Origin of the sequence: Micromonospora sp. DT233 (assembly GCF_049841815.1) — a bacterium.
Classification (GTDB): domain Bacteria; phylum Actinomycetota; class Actinomycetes; order Mycobacteriales; family Micromonosporaceae; genus Micromonospora.
The window spans coordinates 177,092-195,124 of the sequence record NZ_JBNCLB010000007.1 but is presented as its reverse complement, the minus strand read 5'-3'; the positions used below and the strand labels follow the sequence as shown (position 1 = coordinate 195,124).

Sequence of the window (18,033 nt, the reverse complement as noted above, 5' to 3'; positions counted from 1 at the left end):
CCACGAGATCAGAGCAGCGCTCGGGCCAGGCTATCGACTCCCCGCCCGTCCCCGGTCCGACGACCGGGTCAGATACCCGTCATTGGTGGCCTCGGCCCGACCGGCGCTCGGCTCGGCCGACGCTCCCGGCCGACGCTCAGGCGGCCAGGGCGGCGTAGCGGCCGGCGTGGTCGAGCAGGCTCGCGTGGGTGCCGTGCTCGACGACGCGGCCGTGGTCGAGCACGGCGATCTGGTCGGCGTCGCGCACCGTGGAGAGCCGGTGGGCGATGGTGATGGTGGTACGCCCCCGGGCCAGCTCGTCGAACGCCCGCTGCACCGCCCGCTCGGTCTCGGTGTCCAGTGCGCTGGTGGCCTCGTCGAGCACGAGCACCCGGGGGTCGCGCAGCAGGGTGCGGGCGATGGCGAGGCGCTGCTTCTCCCCGCCGGAGAAGCGGTGCCCCCGCGAGCCGACCACCGTGTCGTACCCGTCGGGCAGGGCGGCGATGTGGTCGTGGATCTGGGCGGCGCGGGTCGCGCCCTCGATCTCGGCGTCGGTGGCGTCCGGCCGGGCGTGGCGCAGGTTCTCCCGGACGGTGGTGTGCAGCAGGTAGGTCTCCTGGCTGACCACGCCGACGACGGCGGCCAGGTCGGTCAGGCGCAGGTCGCGCAGGTCGACGCCGTCGATGGTGACCCGCCCGGCGATCGGGTCGTGCAGGCGGCTGATCAGGCCGGCGAGGGTGCTCTTGCCGGAGCCGGTGGGCCCGACGACGGCCAGGGCGGTGCCGGCGGGCACGTCCAGGGTGATCCCGGCCAGGGCGGCGGTGTCGCTGCCCGGGTAGGTGAAGGTGACTCCCTCGACGCGGACGTGGCCCCGGACCCGGCGCGGGTCGAACTCGACCGGGTGTTGCGGGTCGTCGATCTCGACGGGGAGGTCGAGGTATTCGAAGATCCGGGCGAAGAGCGCCAGCGAGGCGGTGACCGAGACGCCCACGTCGAGCAGGCCCATCAGCGGCCGGAACAGCCCGCCCTGCAGGGCGGTGAAGGCGACCAGGGTGCCGATGCTCAGCGTGCCGGCGGCCCCGGGCAGGCCGGCACCGAGGTAGATGAGCGCGGGGATGGCGGCGAAGATGACGCTCATCGAGGCCATCCGCCAGCGGCCGGCCAGGTCGGAGCGGAGCTCCAGGTCGACCAGGCGGGCCGACGAGGCGGCGAAGCGGCCGATCAGCGCGTCGCCCACGCCGAGGGTCTTGCTCAGCTGCACGCCGCTGATCGACAGCCCCTCCTCGATGGTGACGTTGAGGTCGGCCAGTTCGCGCTGCCGCTGCGCGGTGATCTCCCGCCGCATCCGGGCCACCCGGCGGGTGAGCCAGATCGCCGGGGGCAGCACGATCAGGGAGATCAGCGACAGCCGCCACGACAGCGCCACCATGGCCACGACGGTGGCGACGACGGTGGTGAGGTTCGCCGCGATCGAGGTGGCGGTGGAGGTGACCACCGTCTGCATGCCGCCGATGTCGTTGGTGATCCGCGACTGCACCTCGCCGGTGCGGGTGCGGGTGAAGAACGCGATCGACTGGCGGTGCAGGTGGGCGAAGACGTCGGTGCGCAGCCGGTGCATGACCTGCTGGCCGACGCGGGTGGAGATCCAGGTCTGGACCACGCCGAGGGCGGCGGTCACGGCGGCGACGGCGACCATGGCCAGGACGAGCCGGACCAGCAGGGTCAGGTCGCGCTCCGGCAGGGCCCGGTCGATGACCGCGCGCAGCAGGAACGGCGATGCCATGGCGACGATCGAGGAGGCCACGATGATCGCGGTGACCGTGGCGAGCGCGGCGCCGTGGCCGGCGAAGAGGCGGCCGACGCGGCGCAGCGACACCTGACGGGCCTCGGCGGACTCGGCGGCGCTGACGGTGCGGGGCCCGCCCCGGCCCTCGCGGCGGTTGGGGGGTGCGTCCAAGGGGGTGCCCCTTCCGGTGGGGATCGGCGACATTGCTGAGGTTACCTCAACATGAGGGAGCAACACCAATTCCTGGTACGGTATTCCGGTGACCGCAGACGACCACGCCCCCGGCCCGCCGCAGCAGGTCGGGGCGGACGAGGAGAGCCTGGCCGAGAGCTTCTGGGCCGTCACCCGCCGGCTGCGCCACCTCTCCCGGCAGACCCTCGAACCGTGGGAGATCAACCCCGGGCAGGCCCGCGCGCTGGGGGTGCTCGTCCGGCACGGCGCGATGCGGCTCAGCGCGCTCGCCGAGCACCTGCGCATCGCCCCGCGCTCCGCCACCGAGGTCGTCGACGGGCTGGCCGAACGCGGCCTCGTCGCCCGCCACCCCGACCCGGTCGACCGCCGGGCCACCCTGGTCGCCCCGACCGACGAGGGGCTACGCGTCGGCGCGGCGATCCGCGCCGCCCGGCACGCCGAGGCGGAGCGCCTCTTCGGCGGGCTCGACCCGACCGACCGGGTCCACCTGGCCCGCATCCTGCGGACCCTGCGCGACTGACCCGCCGCCGGGCTCAACGATTCCGTGCCGCCGAGCCCCCGGCGGGTGGCACGACGAGAGCCGGCCGCGCCCGCAGGGGGTCACGGCCGGCTGCCCTTCGGGGGATCAGGAGCAGATGCTGGCGGACGTGTACGAGAGAAGTCGCGTCTCCCCGGACGGCAGGCTCATGTCCCACTTGCCGTCCGCATGGCGGCCGAAGTAGATGAAGTTGCTCCCGGCACCGTCGTACCAGTACCAGCCCTCCTGCTCGTAGACGTCGAGCTTGGTCGCCGCCTTGGCGAGGGTCTGCGCGCCGACGACACCGTCGCTGACGAGACCTCGGTCGCTCTGCCACTCCTTCGTGGCGGCGGTCGTCGCCGAACCGAATCGGCAGTCGACGTCGGCCTGCGTGAGATATCCGTCGGCCCAGAGAATCGTCTGCCAAGCCCCGACGACGTTGTTGTGCGAGCGCGTCGACGCGGAGACGGGGCCCTCGTCTCCCCAGTCGTCCCTCCAGTCGCCCGAGCCCGTGATGTATCCCTGGCTCACAGAGGCCACCGCCGGAGCGGCCGAGACGGCGAGAGCGCCGCCGGTCACGGCGACGGCGACGGCCGCCACCGCCCTGATTCGCAGAAGCATGTGAATCGCCTTTCGGTCGAGGAAAACCCTGATTCGTACATTGAACATTGCCTTGGTGCCGGGCGCCACTCGATGATACGGAAATGCGCTGGGAACATTTGTCGCATAACCGCCAGAGGGCAGGGGTGACCGGGTGCGGGCGCGACCGAGGCGATGAACGGCCGGAAACGGAATGGGATTCGGTAATTGCGGAATTCCCAAGCGGGTCGTCGGAAAGCAGGGCGCATGGGCGGACTGGGCCACCATGGCGCGTCGGGGGGACTCGGCGAGCGCGGGCGACGGCCTCGCGGCCCCGGCAGGGGCGGCGGGGCAGGGCCTGGCGGCGGACCCCGGCCCGTGGACCCGCTCGGACGTAAGACGATTTAACCTTTGCTTATATAAGCCACACCTGATACAAAGTTCCCGTGCATGCCTTCGACGTGCTGGGCGACCCCGTGCGCCGACGGATCCTCGAGGTGCTCGCCGAGGGCGAGCGGAGCGCCGGGGCCGTCTGCGAGGTGATCCGGGCGGAGTTCGGCATCTCCCAACCAGCCGTGTCCCAACACCTCAAGGTGCTGCGGGACAGCGGCTTCGCCACCGTGCGTGCGCAGGGGTCCCGCCGGCTCTACGCCGTCTCCCCCGAGCCGCTGCGCGAGGTGGACGAGTGGCTCGGCCACTTCCGCCGGTTCTGGACCCCACCCCTGCACGCCCTGGCCACCGAGCTCGCCCGGGGCCGCCGGGAGCGCCGGCTCGCCGCCGAGGCCGAGGAACCCGAAAAGATCGAGAAGAGGAAACCGCGATGATCGACACCACGCACCAGATCAACCACGTGGAGCGGCGGGTGGGCAGCCGGGTGCTGCCGGCCGGCGAGGCCCGCGTGCTGACCATCAGCCAGACGTACGACGCACCCGTCGCCGACGTCTGGGACGCCTGCACCAACCCGGCCCGCATCGCCCGCTGGTTCCTGGCGATCAGTGGCGACCTGCGGTTGCACGGCCGGTACCAGTTCGCGGGCAACGCGGGCGGGGTGGTGCAGCGCTGCGACCCGCCGGAGAGCTTCGCCGCCACCTGGGAGATGGGTGAGCAGATCAGCTGGATCGAGGTGCGGCTCACCCCGGAGTCCGAGGAGCGGACCCGCTTCACGCTGGAGCACGTGGCGCACGTCGACGACACGGTCTGGGCGCAGTTCGGGCCGGGCGCGGTCGGCATCGGCTGGGACATGGGGCTGGTCGGGCTGGCCACCTACCTGCGCGGCGGCGACGGGGGCGACGACGTACGACAGGAGGGGGCCGCCTGGGCGACGTCGGAGGCGGGCCGGGACTTCCTGGTGGCCAGCGGTCGGCTCTGGGGCGAGGCCGACGTGGCCGCCGGCGCGGACCCGGCCCGGGCGGCCGAGGCGGCGGCGCGCACCCTGGCGGCCTACACGGGCGAGCCCACCCCCACCCCGTAACCCCACCCGCCCCGCGCCCACCCGGGGGGCGATCATGGACGCTCTCCGTCGCGTCGGAACGGGAACCGTCCATGATCGCTCCCACGGTGGGCGGGGGACGTGCGGTCAGCGGCGGGGGGCGTGGGGGACGGTGACGGTCACCGAGCAGCCGGCCGGGCGGCCGATCTCGTCGTGGCCGGCGTACCGCAGGGTGTAGACCCGGTCTGCGCCGTTGCCGGCGCGCTCGGCGCGCAGCCGGCCGGCGGTGTCCGGCGTGCCCGCGACGAACCCGGCCACGTCGGCGGCGGCGCCGCCGGTCACACCGGTGAGGGCGAAGGCGCGCGGGCCGAGCACCCCGTCGGGCAGGTCGACGGTGACGGCGACGTCGACGAGCTTGTGGTTCGGCGGCCAGAGCACCGGCTTGTCCACCGTGCAGTCCAGTTCCCGGGTCGGCACGGGCGCCGGCAGGGTGGCCACGGCGTGCCCGATCGTGGCGGTCAGCCGGCCGCCGGCCTCGTAGTACATGTGCGCGCTGCGGCCGTCGAAGTAGAACGTCGGGGCGGCCGAGCGGCCCAGGTCCGGGGCCTCGGCCAGGGAGTCGTGCACGACACCCAGGTGCGTCTCGCGGTCGAAGTCGGCCCCGACGTCGACGGCGTGCATGTTGCCGTCGGCGGCGTGGAAGATCACCAGGTTGCGGCCCTGCCAGCGCAGGAAGAACGGGCCGGAGGCGTTCGGCCCCTCGGCGCCCTGCGGGGTGACCAGGGGCTCCGGCTGGATCGTCCAGGTGCGCGCGTCGTTCGACACGGCCCACCGGATGCGCCGGGAGACCGGGCCGGTGGGGCCGGGCAGGGCGGCGGTCGGGTTGTCCATGAACACCATCAGGTACCGGGTGCCCAGGCGCGCCACCGACTGCTCGAAGACCCGGGCGTACGAGGTCTCGCCGCCGGTGCTGGCGTCCCGGCTGACGGCGGTGCCGCCGTAGTCGAAGTGGACGCCGTCGGTGGAGGTGGCGTACCGGGTGATCGAGTTCTCGCCGTGGAAGTACAGGAAGAGCTTGCCCTCGCCCTCGACCCAGATCGCGTGCGGGGAGGAGACGTGGCTGACCGTCGAGTAGTGCGGCAGCCAGGTGTTGCCGATGAGGGGGTTGGCCGCGTACTCGGTCCACGGGCCGTCGATCGAGTCCGAATAGGCCAGTGCGATGCCGCCGGGGCGCTCGTGCGGGGCGTAGTACAGGTAGTACGCGCCCAGCGGGTCGGCGAAGTAGTCGGCGGCCCGGATGACGCTCGGGAAGATGAACTCGCCGGTCGGGTTGTAGGAGAGTTGGCTCTTGTCGAAGGCGGTCCCCGCCTGGCTGAAGCGCGGGAAGTCGGGCGTCGCCTGGCTGGCGGCGGCGGGGGCGGTGGTGGCCGTGGCGGCGATCAGCAGGCCGACGCCGGCCAGCGCCAGGGCGGCGCGGCGGGGCGACACGGACGGGTGCGACATGTCGTCGGTCCTCATTTCTTCGGGGGCGGGGTCCGGTCGGTGGTGGGGCCGTGTCGGCGCTCGGTGGAGTCGTCGCCGGGTCGGACGGCGACACCGCACGGCGGACGGCGGCGGGGCGGGGGCGGCGGCGGGGCGGGGCGGGGCGGGGAAAGTAACGCAGCGCAACCGACCGGGGTCGCCAAGGGAATGTTCGGCGCCCACTTCGGAGGCTGCTAATACGTATTAGCAGCCTTGCTTCCCCGATGTTCGCCGGACGGACGGTCCACTGTCAAGAGGTGCGCCGACATCGACGACCCGGGCCGGGCGGGACCACCGACGCCGCCCGCCGCCCGCCGGAGCCGGCGAGCTAATGCGCATTAGTCCAGGGGGTTTACCGCGCTGAAATCTTTCGGGAACCTCTTGACAGCCTCCGGGGTTGCGGGTGAGAGTCCTCCGCAACGCCACTCGCTAATACGCATTAGCACGACCGGAGGACCCCCCGTGCCCGCTTCGCCGCGCCGCGTGACGCAGCGTGACATCGCCCGCCTGGCCGGCGTCAGCCAGGCGACCGTCTCCCTGGTGCTCAACAACCGCTCCGACGCCGACGTGCGGATCGCCCCGGAGACCCGCGACCGGGTCCTGCGGGCCATCCGGGAGACCGGCTACGCCGCCGACCCGGTGGCCCGCCGGCTGGCCGCGCGGTTCAACCGGATCATCGGCGTGTTCACCTACGAGCCGGCGTTCCCCAGCGGCAGCCGGGACTTCTTCCACCCGTTCCTGCTCGGCATCGAGGAGTACGCCGAGCGGATCGGCTGCGACCTGCTGCTGTTCACCAGCGCCCCGGTCATCGACGGGCGGCGGCGGATCTTCCACCAGGACAACCGGCTACGGCTGGCCGACGGATGCCTGCTGCTCGGCCGCGAGATCGACGCCGACGAGCTGCACCGGCTCAACCGCGACGGCTTCCCGTACGTGGCGATCGGCCGGCGCGACGACGCCGGCGGCCCGGTGCCGTACGTCGGTGCGGACTACGCCACCGCGGTCGCCGCGCTGGTCGAGCGGGCCCTCGGCCACGGCCACCGGCGGCTGACGTACCTCTCCCTGGGCACCGACGCGGAGTCGTCGGAGGACCGCCGCCGCGGCTACACCGCCCGCGGCGGCGCGGCGGCCAGCGCCCGGGTGCTGACCGGCACCGGGCGCGACGCCGAGGCGATCCTCGACGACCTGCGCGTCGACGCGAGCACCGTGGTCTTCGTGGAGGACTTCGCCACGGCGGTCGCCCTCGAGGTGGCCGCCCGCCGGCGCGGGCTGACCGTGCCCGGGGACCTGTCGGTGGTCACCCTCGGCGACCCGACCGTGGCGGTGCCCACCGCGCTGACCTTCACCGGCTTCCACATCCCCCGCGAGGAGATGGGACGCCAGGCGGTCGAGGTGCTGACCTCGGTCATCGACGGCAGCGCCGACGGCGCGGGGCAGCGCCTGCTGCCGTGCCAACTGGTCGAGGGAGACACCCTCGGCGCCCCCGATCCGGCGGTCGACCGCGCCTGAACGGCGATCGCGCAATGGAAGGAACCACGTGGTATCGATGCATGCGGACGTCCTCGTCGTCGGCGGCGGGCTGGGCGGGGTGGCGGCGGCGCTCGCCGCCTGCCGGGCCGGCCGGACCGTCGTCCTGACCGAGGAGTTCGACTGGCTCGGCGGGCAGCTCACCAGTCAGGCGGTCCCGCCGGACGAGCACTCCTGGGTCGAGCAGTTCGGCGTCACCGCCAGCTACCGTGAGCTGCGCAGCGGCATCCGGGACTACTACCGGCGGCACTACCCGCTGACCGAGCGGTCCCGGGCCTGGACGGACCTCAACCCGGGGGCCGGCTGGGTGAGCCGGCTGTGCCACGAGCCCCGGGTCGCGGTGGCGGTGCTGGAGCAGATGCTGGCGCCGTACCGGGGATCGGGGCGGCTGCGGGTGCTGCAGCCGTACCGGCCGGTGGGGGCGGCGAGCGACGACGACCGGGTCACCGGGGTGACCGTCGCGCATCGCGACCGGCCCGACGAACTGGTCGAGCTGAGCGCCCCGTACGTGCTGGACGCCACCGAGACCGGCGAGCTGCTGCCGCTGGCCGGCGTCGAGTACGTGACCGGTTTCGAGTCGCGGGAGGTCACCGGCGAGCCGAGCGCGCCGGCGCAGGCGCAGCCGATGAACATGCAGGCCGTCTCGGTCTGCTTCGCCCTCGACCACGTCGACGGCGACCACACCATCGACCGGCCCGCCGGGTACGACTTCTGGCGCGACTACAAGCCGGACTTCTGGGGCGACCGGCTGCTGTCCTGGCGCTCCCCGCACCCCCGGACGTTGGAGATCGTCGAGCGCAGCTTCACCCCGAACCCGGACGACGACCCGCTCGCGGTCAACGCCGACCAGCGGCTCAACCCCGGCGACGGCAACCTCTGGACGTTCCGGCGCATCGCCGCCCGACGCAACTTCGTCGACGGGGCATACGGCAGCGACATCACGCTGGTGAACTGGCCGATGATCGACTACTTCGAGAGCCCGGTCATCGACGTGCCGAACGCGTCCTGGCACCTGTCGCAGGCGCGGGAGCTGTCGTACTCGGTGTTGTACTGGATGCAGACCGAGGCCCCCCGGCCCGACGGCGGCACCGGCTTCCCCGGGCTGCGGCTGCGCGGCGACGTCACCGGCAGCGCCGACGGCCTGGCCCAGGCCCCCTACATCCGGGAGTCGCGCCGGATCCGGGCCGAGTACACGGTCGTCGAGCAGGACCTCTCCCTGGCGGTGCGCGGCGCGCACGGCGCGGTCAGCTACCCGGACTCGGTCGGCGTGGGCATGTACCGCATCGACCTGCACCCGTCGACCGGCGGCGACAACTACATCGACGTCGGCTCCTGCCCCTTCGAGATCCCGCTCGGCGCGCTGATCCCGCAGCGGGTGGAGAACCTGCTGCCGGCCGGCAAGAACATCGGCACCACGCACGTCACCAACGGCAGCTACCGGCTGCACCCGGTCGAGTGGAACGTCGGCGAGGTCGCCGGCCTGCTCGCCGACTTCTGCCTGGAGCGGGGCGAGTCCCCCCGCGCGGTCCGCGACACCCCCCGCCTGCTGACCGATTTCCAGGACCGCCTGACGGCGGCCGGCGTGGAACTGCGCTGGCCCCAGGTCGCGGGCTACTGACACCCACCCCCCTGTGCTGAGGAGAACACTGTGAAGACTGGTAAGGCCCTGCGCGGCGTCGCCGTGGCGCTGACCGGCGCGCTCGCCCTGACCGCCTGCGGCGGCGGGGACGACGCCGCCGACAGCGGCCCCGCGAAGCTGCGGATGACGGTCTGGTCCGCCAACGAGGCGCACCTGAAGCTGTTCAACGAGATCGCCGACGAGTACAGGAAGTCGCACCCGAACGTGGAGTCGATCACCTTCGACCCGCTGCCGTTCGACAACTACACCACCACGCTGACCACCCAGATCGCCGGCGGCAACTCCCCCGACCTGGCCTGGGTGTTCGAGAACTCGGCCCCGGACTTCGTGGCCTCGGGCGCGCTGCTCCCGCTGGACGAGAAGCTCAAGTCCACCGACGGGTACGCCTACGACGACCTCTCCCCCGCCACCACGAAGCTGTGGCAGGACGGCGGCAAGCTCTACGCGTACCCGTTCTCGAACTCGCCGTTCGGGGTCTTCGTCAACACCGACATGGTCAAGAAGGCCGGGCAGAAGACCCCGGCGGAGCTGATCGCCGCCGGGCAGTGGAACTGGGACAACGCGTTCTCCACCGCCGCGGCCTCGGCGGCGAAGTCCGGCAAGGCCGGCCTGGTGTTCCGGGACTTCGACTACAAGGGCTGGGACAACCTCTCCACCTTCTTCACCGGCTGGGGCGCGCAGGCGTGGAGCGAGGACGGCAAGTCCTGCGGCTTCGGCTCCCCGGAGATGGTGGCGGCGATGACCACCCTGCACAAGGCGATCTTCACCGACAAGGCGCTGCCCGGCCCGGGCACCACGGCGGACTTCTTCGCCGGCGACGCGGCCATGACGGTCACCCAGATCTCCCGGGCGTCGCTGCTCACCGACGACGGTTTCGGCTGGGACCTGGTGCCGTTGCCGGCCGGCCCGAAGGGCAACTACTCGGTGCTCGGCCAGGCCGGCATCGGGGTGATGAAGAAGAGCCCGCACGCCGACGCGGCGGCCGACTTCCTGGCCTACTTCACCAACCCCACCAACTCGGCGAAGCTGGCCCAGTTCTTCCCGCCGCCGCGGCAGTCGCTGCTGACCGCCGAGACGCTGGGCAAGACCAACCCGAAGCTCAAGCCCGAGCAGCTGCAGCAGGTCGTCGTCGACGGCATCACCGGCGGCGTGGTCAAGCCCAGCCACTCCGGGCAGGCCGAGCTGAGCCAGCAGGTCCGCGCCGGCCTCGACCCGCTCTGGCAGGCCGACGCCGACGTCAAGGCGGTCCTGGACGGCGTGTGCGCCAAGATCCAGCCGCTGCTGGCGAAGTGACCATGTCCTCGACGGACACCACGCCGGGCCCGGTCACCACGACCGGGCCCGGCGCCCCGCGCCCCAAGCCCCCGTGGTGGACCATCCGGCGACGCGACCAGCTCGCCGGGTACCTCTTCATCGCCCCGCAGCTGGCCGGCAGCCTCGTCTTCGTGATCCTGCCCCTGGTGCTGGTGGTCTGGTACAGCCTGCACGAGTGGAACGTCCTCGCCGGCACCTTCGACTACGTCGGCGGGGAGAACTACGCCCAACTCGCCGAGGACGGCAACCTGGGCGGGGTGCTGCGGGCCACCGGGCTCTTCTCGGTCGGGCTGGTGGTGTTCAACCTCTCCCTGGCGCTGCTGCTGGCGGTGCTGCTCAACCAGAAGCTGCGCGGCACCGTCGTCTTCCGCACCCTGTTCTTCTCTCCCGTGGTGGTCTCCCTGGTCGCCTGGACGATCGTCTGGGGCTTCCTGCTGCAGGACAACGGCGGGATCAACGGCCTGCTCGACACCGTCGGCGTGGACGGGCCGAACTGGCTGCGCGGCGAGGGCACCTCGATGCTCGCGGTGATCGTGGTGCAGGTGTTCAAGAACGTCGGCCTGAACATGGTGCTCTTCCTGGCCGCCCTGCAGGGCGTCCCCGGGGAGCTGTACGAGGCCGCCGAGGTCGACGGGGCGAGCCGGGGCCGGCAGTTCTGGCGGATCACCGTCCCGCTGATCAGCCCGACGATCATGTTGACCTCGATCATCACGGTGGTCGGGTCGTTGCAGGTCTTCGCGCAGATCGCGGTGCTCACCCAGGGCGGCCCGGGGACCTCCACCACCGTGCTCGTCTACTACCTCTACCAGCAGGCCTTCCAGTTCCACCACTTCGGCTACGGGGCGACCCTGTCGATCGTGCTCTTCGCGATCGTGCTCGCGCTGACCGTGCTGCAGTGGCAGATGCGCAAGAGATGGGTCTTCCATGAGTCGTGACCTGTCGACCAGGACGAAGCTGGTGCTCTACGGGGTGCTGATGGTCCTGGCGATCCCCTTCGTCTTCCCCACCTGGTGGATGGTCACCTCGTCGCTGAAGCCGGTGGCCGACATCTTCGCCTTCCCGCCGCAGCTCTGGCCGAGCAGCCCGCGGGTCGAGGCGTACCAGCGGGTGTTCGAGCTGCAGCCGTTCGGGCAGCAGTACCTCAACAGCGTCTACATCTCCGTCCTGGTGACCGCCGGCACCCTCGTGGTGGCGGCGCTGGCCGGCTACGCCTTCGCCCGGATCAGGTTCCGGGGGCAGAACCTGCTCTTCCTGGTGGTGCTCGCCGGCCTGCTCATCCCGAGCGAGGTGACGATCGTCCCGCTGTTCCAGATGTTCTTCAAGCTGGGGCTGGTCGACACCCACTGGCCGCTGATCCTGGTGCCGATCTTCGGGGCGCCGAGCGTGATGGCGACGTTCATCATGCGGCAGTTCTTCATCGCCCTGCCCGGGGAGTTGGAGGAGGCTGCCCGGGTCGACGGGTTGGGCCGGTTCGCCACCTTCTGGAAGATCGCCCTGCCGTTGTCGCGCCCCGCGCTGGGCGCGGTGGCCATCTTCACCTTCCTGCACAGCTGGAACCTCTACCTCGAGCCGATCGTGTTCCTCTCCTCGCCGGAGAAGTTCACCCTGCCGCAGGCGCTGACCCAGTTCGTCGACGCGTACGGCGGGCCGATGTGGGACGTGCAGCTGGCGGCGGCGTCGATGACCGCGCTGCCGGTCCTGGTGGTCTTCGTGATCGCGCAGAAGCAGTTCGTCGAGGGGCTGGCGCACACCGGCCTGAAGGGATGACCGGCGCGGCGGGGGTCGGCGTCGGCATCGACATCGGCGGCACCAAGACGGTGGCGGCCCTGGTCGCCGCCGACGGGACCGTGCTGCGCCGGCGGCGGGCGCCGACCCCGGCCGGGGCGGGCCCGGCGGCGGTGCTGGACACCGCCGCCGGGCTCGCCGCGCAGCTGCTGGACACCGCCGCCGGGCCGATCGGGGTGGGCACCGCCGGCACCGTCGACCCGGCGACCGGGGGCATCCGGTACGCCACGGAGAGCCTGCCCGGCTGGGCGGGCACCCCGGTCGCGGCGGAGCTGGCCGAGCGACTGGGCCGGCCCGCGCGGGTGGTCAACGACGTGCACGCCGCCGCCCTCGGCGAGAGCTGGGTGGGCGCCGGACGCGACCGCGCCCACCTGCTGCTCGTCGCCGTCGGCACGGGCCTCGGCGGGGCGCTGGTCCGGCACGGCCGCCTCGACCCCGGGGCCCGGGGCGCGGCCGGCGCGGTCGCCCACCTGCCGGCACCGGGCGCGGGGCGGCTGCGCTGCGGCTGCGGCCGCTACGGGCACCTGGAGGCGGTCGCCTCCGGCACCGGGCTGGCCGCCGGGTACGCCCACGCCACCGGCGAACGGGTCACCGGGCGGGAGGTGGCGGCCCGGGCCACGGCCGGCGACGCCGCCGCCCGGGAGGTGCTCGACCGCGCCGGGGCCAGCCTCGGCGCGGCCCTGGCGGGGCTGGTCTGCGTGCTCGACCCCGAGGTGGTGCTGGTGGCCGGCGGCGCGGCCGGGGCGCTGCTGCCGGCGGCCACCACCGCGTACGCCGCCGAGCTGCCGTCGGGCTGGGCCGGCGTGCCGCTGCTGCCGGCCGCGCTGGGCGTCGACGCGGTGGTCGTCGGCGCCGCCCGGCTCGCCATCACACCTGAGGAGGACTGAACGGTGACCATTCTCGACGCGCTCGCCGGTGGGCTGGTGGTCTCCTGCCAGCCGCTGCCCGACGAGCCCGACGACCCGATGCGGGACCCGTACGTCCAGGCCCGGGTGGCCGCCGCGGCCGTGCGGGGCGGGGCCGTGGCGATCCGGGCCAACGGGCCGGCGGACGTGACCGCCATCCGCGCCGCGGTGGGCGTGCCGGTGATCGGCCTGTACAAGCACGGCACGGCCGGCGTCTTCATCACCCCCACGGCGGAGCTGGCCGTCGAGGTGGCCGCCGCCGGGGCGCACGTCGTCGCGGTCGACGGCACCGACCGGCCGCGCCCGGACGGGCGCGACTTCGCCGACACGGTCGCGGCGGTCCACGCCGTCGGCGCGCTGCTCCTCGCCGACATCTCGACCGTCGCCGAGGGGGTGGCGGCCGTGCGGGCCGGCGCGGACGCGGTGGCCACCACTCTCTCCGGGTACACGGCGGCCAGTCCGCGCACCGACGGGCCCGACCTGGAGCTGGTGGCGCGGCTCGCGGCGGCGGTGCCGGTGCCGGTGCTGGCCGAGGGGCGGTACCGCAGCACCGAGCAGATCGGCCGGGCGTTCGCGGCGGGCGCGCACGCGGTGGTGATGGGCAACGCCGTCACCTCGCCGCTCTGGATCACCCGCCGGCTGGTGCCGGCCACCCCCGCCGGGGCCGCCGCGGCGAGGAGGTAACGTGCCCGCCGTGACCGGCGCACCGTACTCCCACTGTTCCTTCTGCGGCGCCGGTTATCCGGCGGACGCCGGCTGGCCCCGGGTCTGCGCGGCCTGCGGCCGGTCGGTGTGGCGCAACCCGTTGCCGGTGGCGGTCGCGGTGCAGCCGGTGCGCACCGACGCGGGCCTCGGCGTGGTGGTCATCCGCCGCGACATCGAGCCCGCGCGCGGCCTGCTCGCCCTCCCCGGCGGCTTCATCGAGTACGGCGAGCAGTGGCAGGACGGCCTGGTCCGGGAGCTGCGCGAGGAGACCGGACTGCGCGCCGACGCCGCCGACGCGGAGCTCTTCGCGGTGCACAGCGCACCGGCCGGCGGCACCATGATGGTCTTCGGGACGCTGCCCGAGCGGGCGGCGCAGGAGTTGCCGCCGACCGCGCCCACCGCGGAGGCCACGGAGTGGCTGGTGGTCACCGAGCCGGTCGAGCTGGCCTTCTCCACCCACACCCGGGTGCTGGCCGACTTCCTCGCCGGCTCCTGAGAGGTGGGACGACCACCCGGAGAGGCTATCCACAAATCCTAGTGTTTCCGTAGGCTAGCGGTCACTCACTGGTGACCGTCGGTGCGGCCGGTCCGACACCACCCCGGAGGCGCGATGAGCCGCTGGACCCCCGACCCCTCCTTCTATCCCTCCCCCCGCGAGGCCGCCCAGGCCCCGGCCGAGAAGCTGGCCTACGTGGCCGCGTTCGACCGCTCGGCGACCCGCCCCGACGCCCTCGCGGTCGTCGACACCGACCCCGACTCCCCCGACTACGGGCGGGTCGTCGGCTGGACCGACCTGCCGCACACCGGCGACGAGGTGCACCACTTCGGGTGGAACGCGTGCAGCAGCGCGCTCTGCCCCAGCGCCCCGCATCCGCACGTGGAGCGGCGCTACCTGATCGTCCCCGGGCTGCGCTCCTCGCGGGTGCACGTGTACGACACCCAGCCCGACCCGCGCGCCCCGAAGCTGGTCAAGGTGATCGGCCCGGAGGAGCTGGCGAAGCGGGCCGGATACTCTCGCCCGCACACCGTGCACTGCGGGCCCGACGGCATCTACCTCTCCGCCCTGGGCGCAGCCGACGGGGCCGAGGGCCCCGGCGGCATCGCGATCCTCGACCACACCAGCTTCGACGTGCGCGGGGCGTGGGAGGCCGACCGGGGCCCGCAGTTCCTCGCGTACGACTTCTGGTGGCACTACAACCACGATGTGCTGGTGACCAGCGAGTGGGGCACCCCGTCGATGATCGAGGACGGGATCGTCGGCGAGCTGCTGCTGGGCCGCCGGTACGGCCACGCCATCCACTTCTGGGACCTGGCCAAGCGCCGGCACGTGCAGCGGGTCGACCTCGGCGACGCGTACCAGATGCCCCTGGAGCTGCGCCCCGCGCACGACCCGAGGCAGACGTACGGCTTCGTCGGGGTGGTCATCAGCGTCGAGGACCTCTCCGCCTCGGTCTGGCTGTGGCACCGCGACGGCGACGCCTGGGCCGTGACCAAGGTGATCGACATTCCCGCCGAGCCGGCCGATCCGGCCGACCTGCCGGAGCTGCTCAAGCCGTTCGGGGCGGTCCCGCCGCTGGTCACCGACATCGACCTCTCGGTCGACGACAGGTTCCTCTACGTCTCCTGCTGGGGCACCGGCGAGCTGCGCCAGTACGACGTCAGCGACCCGTTCCACCCCGTGCAGACCGGCTCGGTGCGCCTCGGCGGCATCGTGGCCCGCACCGCCCACCCGGGCTTCCCCGACGAGCCGCTCTCCGGCGGCCCGCAGATGGTCGAGGTCAGCCGCGACGGCCGCCGGGTCTACGTCTCCAACTCCCTGTACGGGTCGTGGGACGACCAGTTCTACCCGGACGGGGTGGGTGCCTGGCTGGCCAAGCTGGACGTCGACCCCGACGCCGGCGGGCTCACCCCGGACCCGCGGTTCTTCCCCCGAGGGGAGGAGTTCCGCGGCCTGCGGGTGCACCAGACCCGGTTGCAGGGCGGCGACGCGTCATCCGACTCGTACTGCTTCCCGTGACCGGGGCGACCTGGCTGGCGCTGGCCGGGCTCGGCGCGTTCCACGGGCTGAACCCGGCGATGGGCTGGCTCTTCGCGGTGGGCCGGGGGTTGCAGGAACGCAGCCGGCGGGTGCTGTTGCTGGCCCTGCCGCCGATCGCCCTGGGTCACCTCGCCTCGGTGGGCGTGGTGGCCGCCCTGGTCACCGCGACCCGGTCGGTGGTGGCGAGCACCGCCGTGGCGGTCGTCGGCGGGGTGCTGCTGGTCGGCTTCGGGCTGTGGCGGCTGCTGTCGCGGCGGCACTTCCGCTGGGCCGGGATGCGCCCGTCCGACCTCCAGCTCGTCGGGTGGTCGTTCCTGATGTCCTCGGCCCACGGCGCCGGGCTGATGCTGCTGCCGGTGCTGCTCACCGAGCCGGTCCCGGCGGGCGGCCACGCCGGGCACGCCGGGCAGTTGTCGGCCGCACCGGCCGGCGCGCTGCCGGGGCTGGCCGCCGCCGGGGTGCACACGGTGGCGATGTTCGCCGTGGCGCTGGCCGCCGCCCTGGCGGTGTACGAGGTGCTCGGCGTCGGAATGCTGCGGCGGGCGTGGCTCAACGTGGACCGGCTCTGGGCCTGGGTGCTGGTGGCCGCCGGGATGATCACCGTGGCCGGCGCGGTGAGCTGAGGGCGGCACGGCGGGCTGAGGGCGGCGGGCCGGCTCCCGGGCGGGTGCCTCCCGGGCGGGTGCCTCCCGGGCGGGTGCCTCCCGGGCGGGTGCCTCCCGGGCGGGTGCCTCCCGGGCGGAAACTCCTACTGGTTCAATAGGAGTTTCCGCCGAACCGGAGGGACCTTCGATGCCGCACTCCCTGTCGTACGACGAGGCTGACCACGACTCCCGGCGGGCCCGGCAGTGGCTCGCCGGCCGGGCGCGGGGCGCGGGGGTGTCCCGCCCGCACCTGCTGGAGCTGGGGGCGGCGATGACCGCCCTCGCCGCCGCGGCGGCCGAACGCGACCCGGTCGCCGTCGCGCCCGCCCCGGTCGGTGCCGACCCCGGCCCGGCGGCCGGCGGCTCGGGCGTGGTCAAGCCGCTGCCGGGCGGGCTCTTCACCCGGCACCAGACCAACGCCGAGATGCGCTGGGAGGCGATGGCCGGGCACGGGTACGTCGTGCCGACCGACCGCTTCTTCGTCCGCAACCACACCCACACCCCGATCGTCGACGCCGACACCTGGCGGCTGAGCCTCTTCGGTGACGGCCTGGCCGGCGGGCCCACCCGGGATCGGCCGGTCGAGTTCGGCTACGACGACCTGCGCCGGCTGCCCGCCGAGCGGGTCACCGCGCTGATCGAGTGCGCCGGCAACGGCCGTCGGTTCTTCGCCGGCCAGCAGGACCGCCCCGCCCCCGGGGTGGCGTGGGGCCTGGGCGGCGTCGGGGTGGCGCACTGGCGCGGGGTGCGCCTGTCGGAGGTGCTGCGGCGGGCCGGGCTGACTCCGGCGGCGGTCGACGTGATGCCGCAGGGGCTGGACCCGGAGTACGTCACCGGCGGGGTGAACCTCGGCCGGGTCCGCCGGCCGCTGCCGATCGGCAAGGCCCTCGACGACGTGCTGCTGGCGTACGAGATGAACGGCGAGGCCCTGCCGGCGGACCACGGCTTCCCGGTGCGGCTGGTGGTGCCGGGCTGGATCGGCATCTCCTCGATCAAGTGGGTCGGCCCGGTGGAGGTCTCGACCACCCCGCTCTTCTCGCCCTGGAACACCCAGCTCTACCGGATGTTCGGCCCCGACCGGCCGGCGGGTGGCGCGGAGCTGGGCCCCCAGTCGGTGAAGAGCGCCTTCGAGCTGCCCTGGGCCGCCCGGGTGCCGGCCGGCGCGGAGGTGCTGCTGCGCGGCCGGTCCTGGTCGGGCGCGGGCCCGATCCGGTCGGTGCAGGTCAGTACCGGCGACGACGACTGGCGGCCGGCCGACCTGGTCGCCGCCGACGCCGGCGGGGTGTGGCAGCGGTGGACGGCGCGCTGGCGGCCGACGGCCTCCGGCCCGGTGACCCTGCGGGCGCGGGCCACCGACGTCACCGGTGCGGGGCAGCCGGACCGGGCCCGCCCGAACGACCTGGGGTACCTCTTCGACGGCGTCGTCCGGCACCCGGTCACGGTCTGCTGAGCGCCGGCGGCGGGTCGGGGCGG

At 73.5% G+C, this 18,033-nt stretch carries 17 protein-coding genes; 14 read left to right on the top strand and 3 right to left on the bottom strand.

From position 1 onward, the window contains the following. Positions 1 to 136: 136 nt before the first annotated feature. On the bottom strand, positions 137 to 1,969 hold the full coding sequence (locus ACLQ2V_RS17860; protein ID WP_425719626.1) for an ABC transporter ATP-binding protein: 1,833 nt from the start codon (positions 1,967 to 1,969) through the stop codon (positions 137 to 139). Between the two features lie 55 nt (positions 1,970 to 2,024). Between ACLQ2V_RS17860 and ACLQ2V_RS17855 the strand changes: the two genes are divergently transcribed. Beyond that, a complete protein-coding gene (locus ACLQ2V_RS17855) occupies positions 2,025 to 2,477 on the top strand; it encodes a MarR family winged helix-turn-helix transcriptional regulator (protein WP_425719625.1) in 453 nt (150 codons plus the stop codon). Between the two features lie 105 nt (positions 2,478 to 2,582). Here ACLQ2V_RS17855 and ACLQ2V_RS17850 read toward each other — a convergent pair whose 3' ends face one another. Then, the gene (locus ACLQ2V_RS17850; RefSeq protein ID WP_425719624.1) at positions 2,583 to 3,164 is read right to left on the bottom strand and encodes a peptidoglycan-binding domain-containing protein; all 582 of its coding nucleotides are present in this window, start codon (positions 3,162 to 3,164) and stop codon (positions 2,583 to 2,585) included. Between the two features lie 335 nt (positions 3,165 to 3,499). On the opposite strand from ACLQ2V_RS17850, the gene ACLQ2V_RS17845 reads away from it, so the two are divergent. Together ACLQ2V_RS17845 and ACLQ2V_RS17840 are read left to right on the top strand one after the other, a co-directional pair. Beyond that, positions 3,500 to 3,877, top strand: a complete 378-nt coding sequence (locus ACLQ2V_RS17845) for an ArsR/SmtB family transcription factor (RefSeq protein ID WP_425719623.1) — start codon at positions 3,500 to 3,502, stop codon at positions 3,875 to 3,877. Then, complete coding sequence (locus tag ACLQ2V_RS17840; protein WP_425719622.1) at positions 3,874 to 4,524, top strand: SRPBCC family protein; 651 nt, start codon at positions 3,874 to 3,876, stop codon at positions 4,522 to 4,524. Before ACLQ2V_RS17845 ends, ACLQ2V_RS17840 begins: the two co-directional genes overlap by 4 nt. A gap of 105 nt (positions 4,525 to 4,629) precedes the next feature. Here ACLQ2V_RS17840 and ACLQ2V_RS17835 read toward each other — a convergent pair whose 3' ends face one another. After that, positions 4,630 to 5,985 (bottom strand): hypothetical protein, encoded by a 1,356-nt coding sequence (locus ACLQ2V_RS17835; RefSeq protein WP_425719621.1) that lies wholly within the window; start codon positions 5,983 to 5,985, stop codon positions 4,630 to 4,632. Positions 5,986 to 6,486: 501 nt separating this feature from the next. Between ACLQ2V_RS17835 and ACLQ2V_RS17830 the strand changes: the two genes are divergently transcribed. The 11 genes from ACLQ2V_RS17830 to ACLQ2V_RS17780 all read left to right on the top strand — a co-directional run bounded on the left by ACLQ2V_RS17830 (position 6,487) and on the right by ACLQ2V_RS17780 (position 18,010). Further along, complete coding sequence (locus tag ACLQ2V_RS17830) at positions 6,487 to 7,512, top strand: LacI family DNA-binding transcriptional regulator (RefSeq protein ID WP_425719620.1); 1,026 nt, start codon at positions 6,487 to 6,489, stop codon at positions 7,510 to 7,512. 37 nt (positions 7,513 to 7,549) lie between these two features. Further along, positions 7,550 to 9,148: an FAD-dependent oxidoreductase gene (locus ACLQ2V_RS17825; RefSeq protein WP_425719731.1), complete on the top strand. Its 1,599-nt coding sequence runs from the start codon at positions 7,550 to 7,552 to the stop codon at positions 9,146 to 9,148. A 30-nt stretch (positions 9,149 to 9,178) separates the two neighbouring features. Further along, complete coding sequence (locus ACLQ2V_RS17820) at positions 9,179 to 10,462, top strand: ABC transporter substrate-binding protein (RefSeq protein ID WP_425719619.1); 1,284 nt, start codon at positions 9,179 to 9,181, stop codon at positions 10,460 to 10,462. Between the two features lie 2 nt (positions 10,463 to 10,464). Then, a complete protein-coding gene (locus ACLQ2V_RS17815) occupies positions 10,465 to 11,418 on the top strand; it encodes a carbohydrate ABC transporter permease (RefSeq protein WP_425719618.1) in 954 nt (317 codons plus the stop codon). Next, entirely contained in the window at positions 11,408 to 12,250 is an 843-nt protein-coding gene (locus ACLQ2V_RS17810; RefSeq protein ID WP_425719617.1) for a carbohydrate ABC transporter permease, read from the top strand. Before ACLQ2V_RS17815 ends, ACLQ2V_RS17810 begins: the two co-directional genes overlap by 11 nt. After that, a complete protein-coding gene (locus ACLQ2V_RS17805) occupies positions 12,247 to 13,155 on the top strand; it encodes an ROK family protein (RefSeq protein ID WP_425719616.1) in 909 nt (302 codons plus the stop codon). Before ACLQ2V_RS17810 ends, ACLQ2V_RS17805 begins: the two co-directional genes overlap by 4 nt. Before the next feature lie 3 nt (positions 13,156 to 13,158). Continuing rightward, positions 13,159 to 13,857, top strand: a complete 699-nt coding sequence (locus ACLQ2V_RS17800) for an N-acetylmannosamine-6-phosphate 2-epimerase (RefSeq protein WP_425719615.1) — start codon at positions 13,159 to 13,161, stop codon at positions 13,855 to 13,857. Between the two features lie 10 nt (positions 13,858 to 13,867). Then, a complete protein-coding gene (locus ACLQ2V_RS17795; RefSeq protein WP_425719730.1) occupies positions 13,868 to 14,374 on the top strand; it encodes an NUDIX domain-containing protein in 507 nt (168 codons plus the stop codon). A 114-nt stretch (positions 14,375 to 14,488) separates the two neighbouring features. Continuing rightward, positions 14,489 to 15,895, top strand: a complete 1,407-nt coding sequence (locus tag ACLQ2V_RS17790; RefSeq protein ID WP_425719614.1) for a selenium-binding family protein — start codon at positions 14,489 to 14,491, stop codon at positions 15,893 to 15,895. Then, positions 15,892 to 16,539, top strand: coding sequence for a hypothetical protein (locus ACLQ2V_RS17785; protein ID WP_425719613.1), 648 nt, complete (start codon positions 15,892 to 15,894; stop codon positions 16,537 to 16,539). Before ACLQ2V_RS17790 ends, ACLQ2V_RS17785 begins: the two co-directional genes overlap by 4 nt. Positions 16,540 to 16,708: 169 nt before the next feature. Next, entirely contained in the window at positions 16,709 to 18,010 is a 1,302-nt protein-coding gene (locus ACLQ2V_RS17780; protein ID WP_425719612.1) for a sulfite oxidase, read from the top strand. Positions 18,011 to 18,033 lie beyond the last annotated feature (23 nt).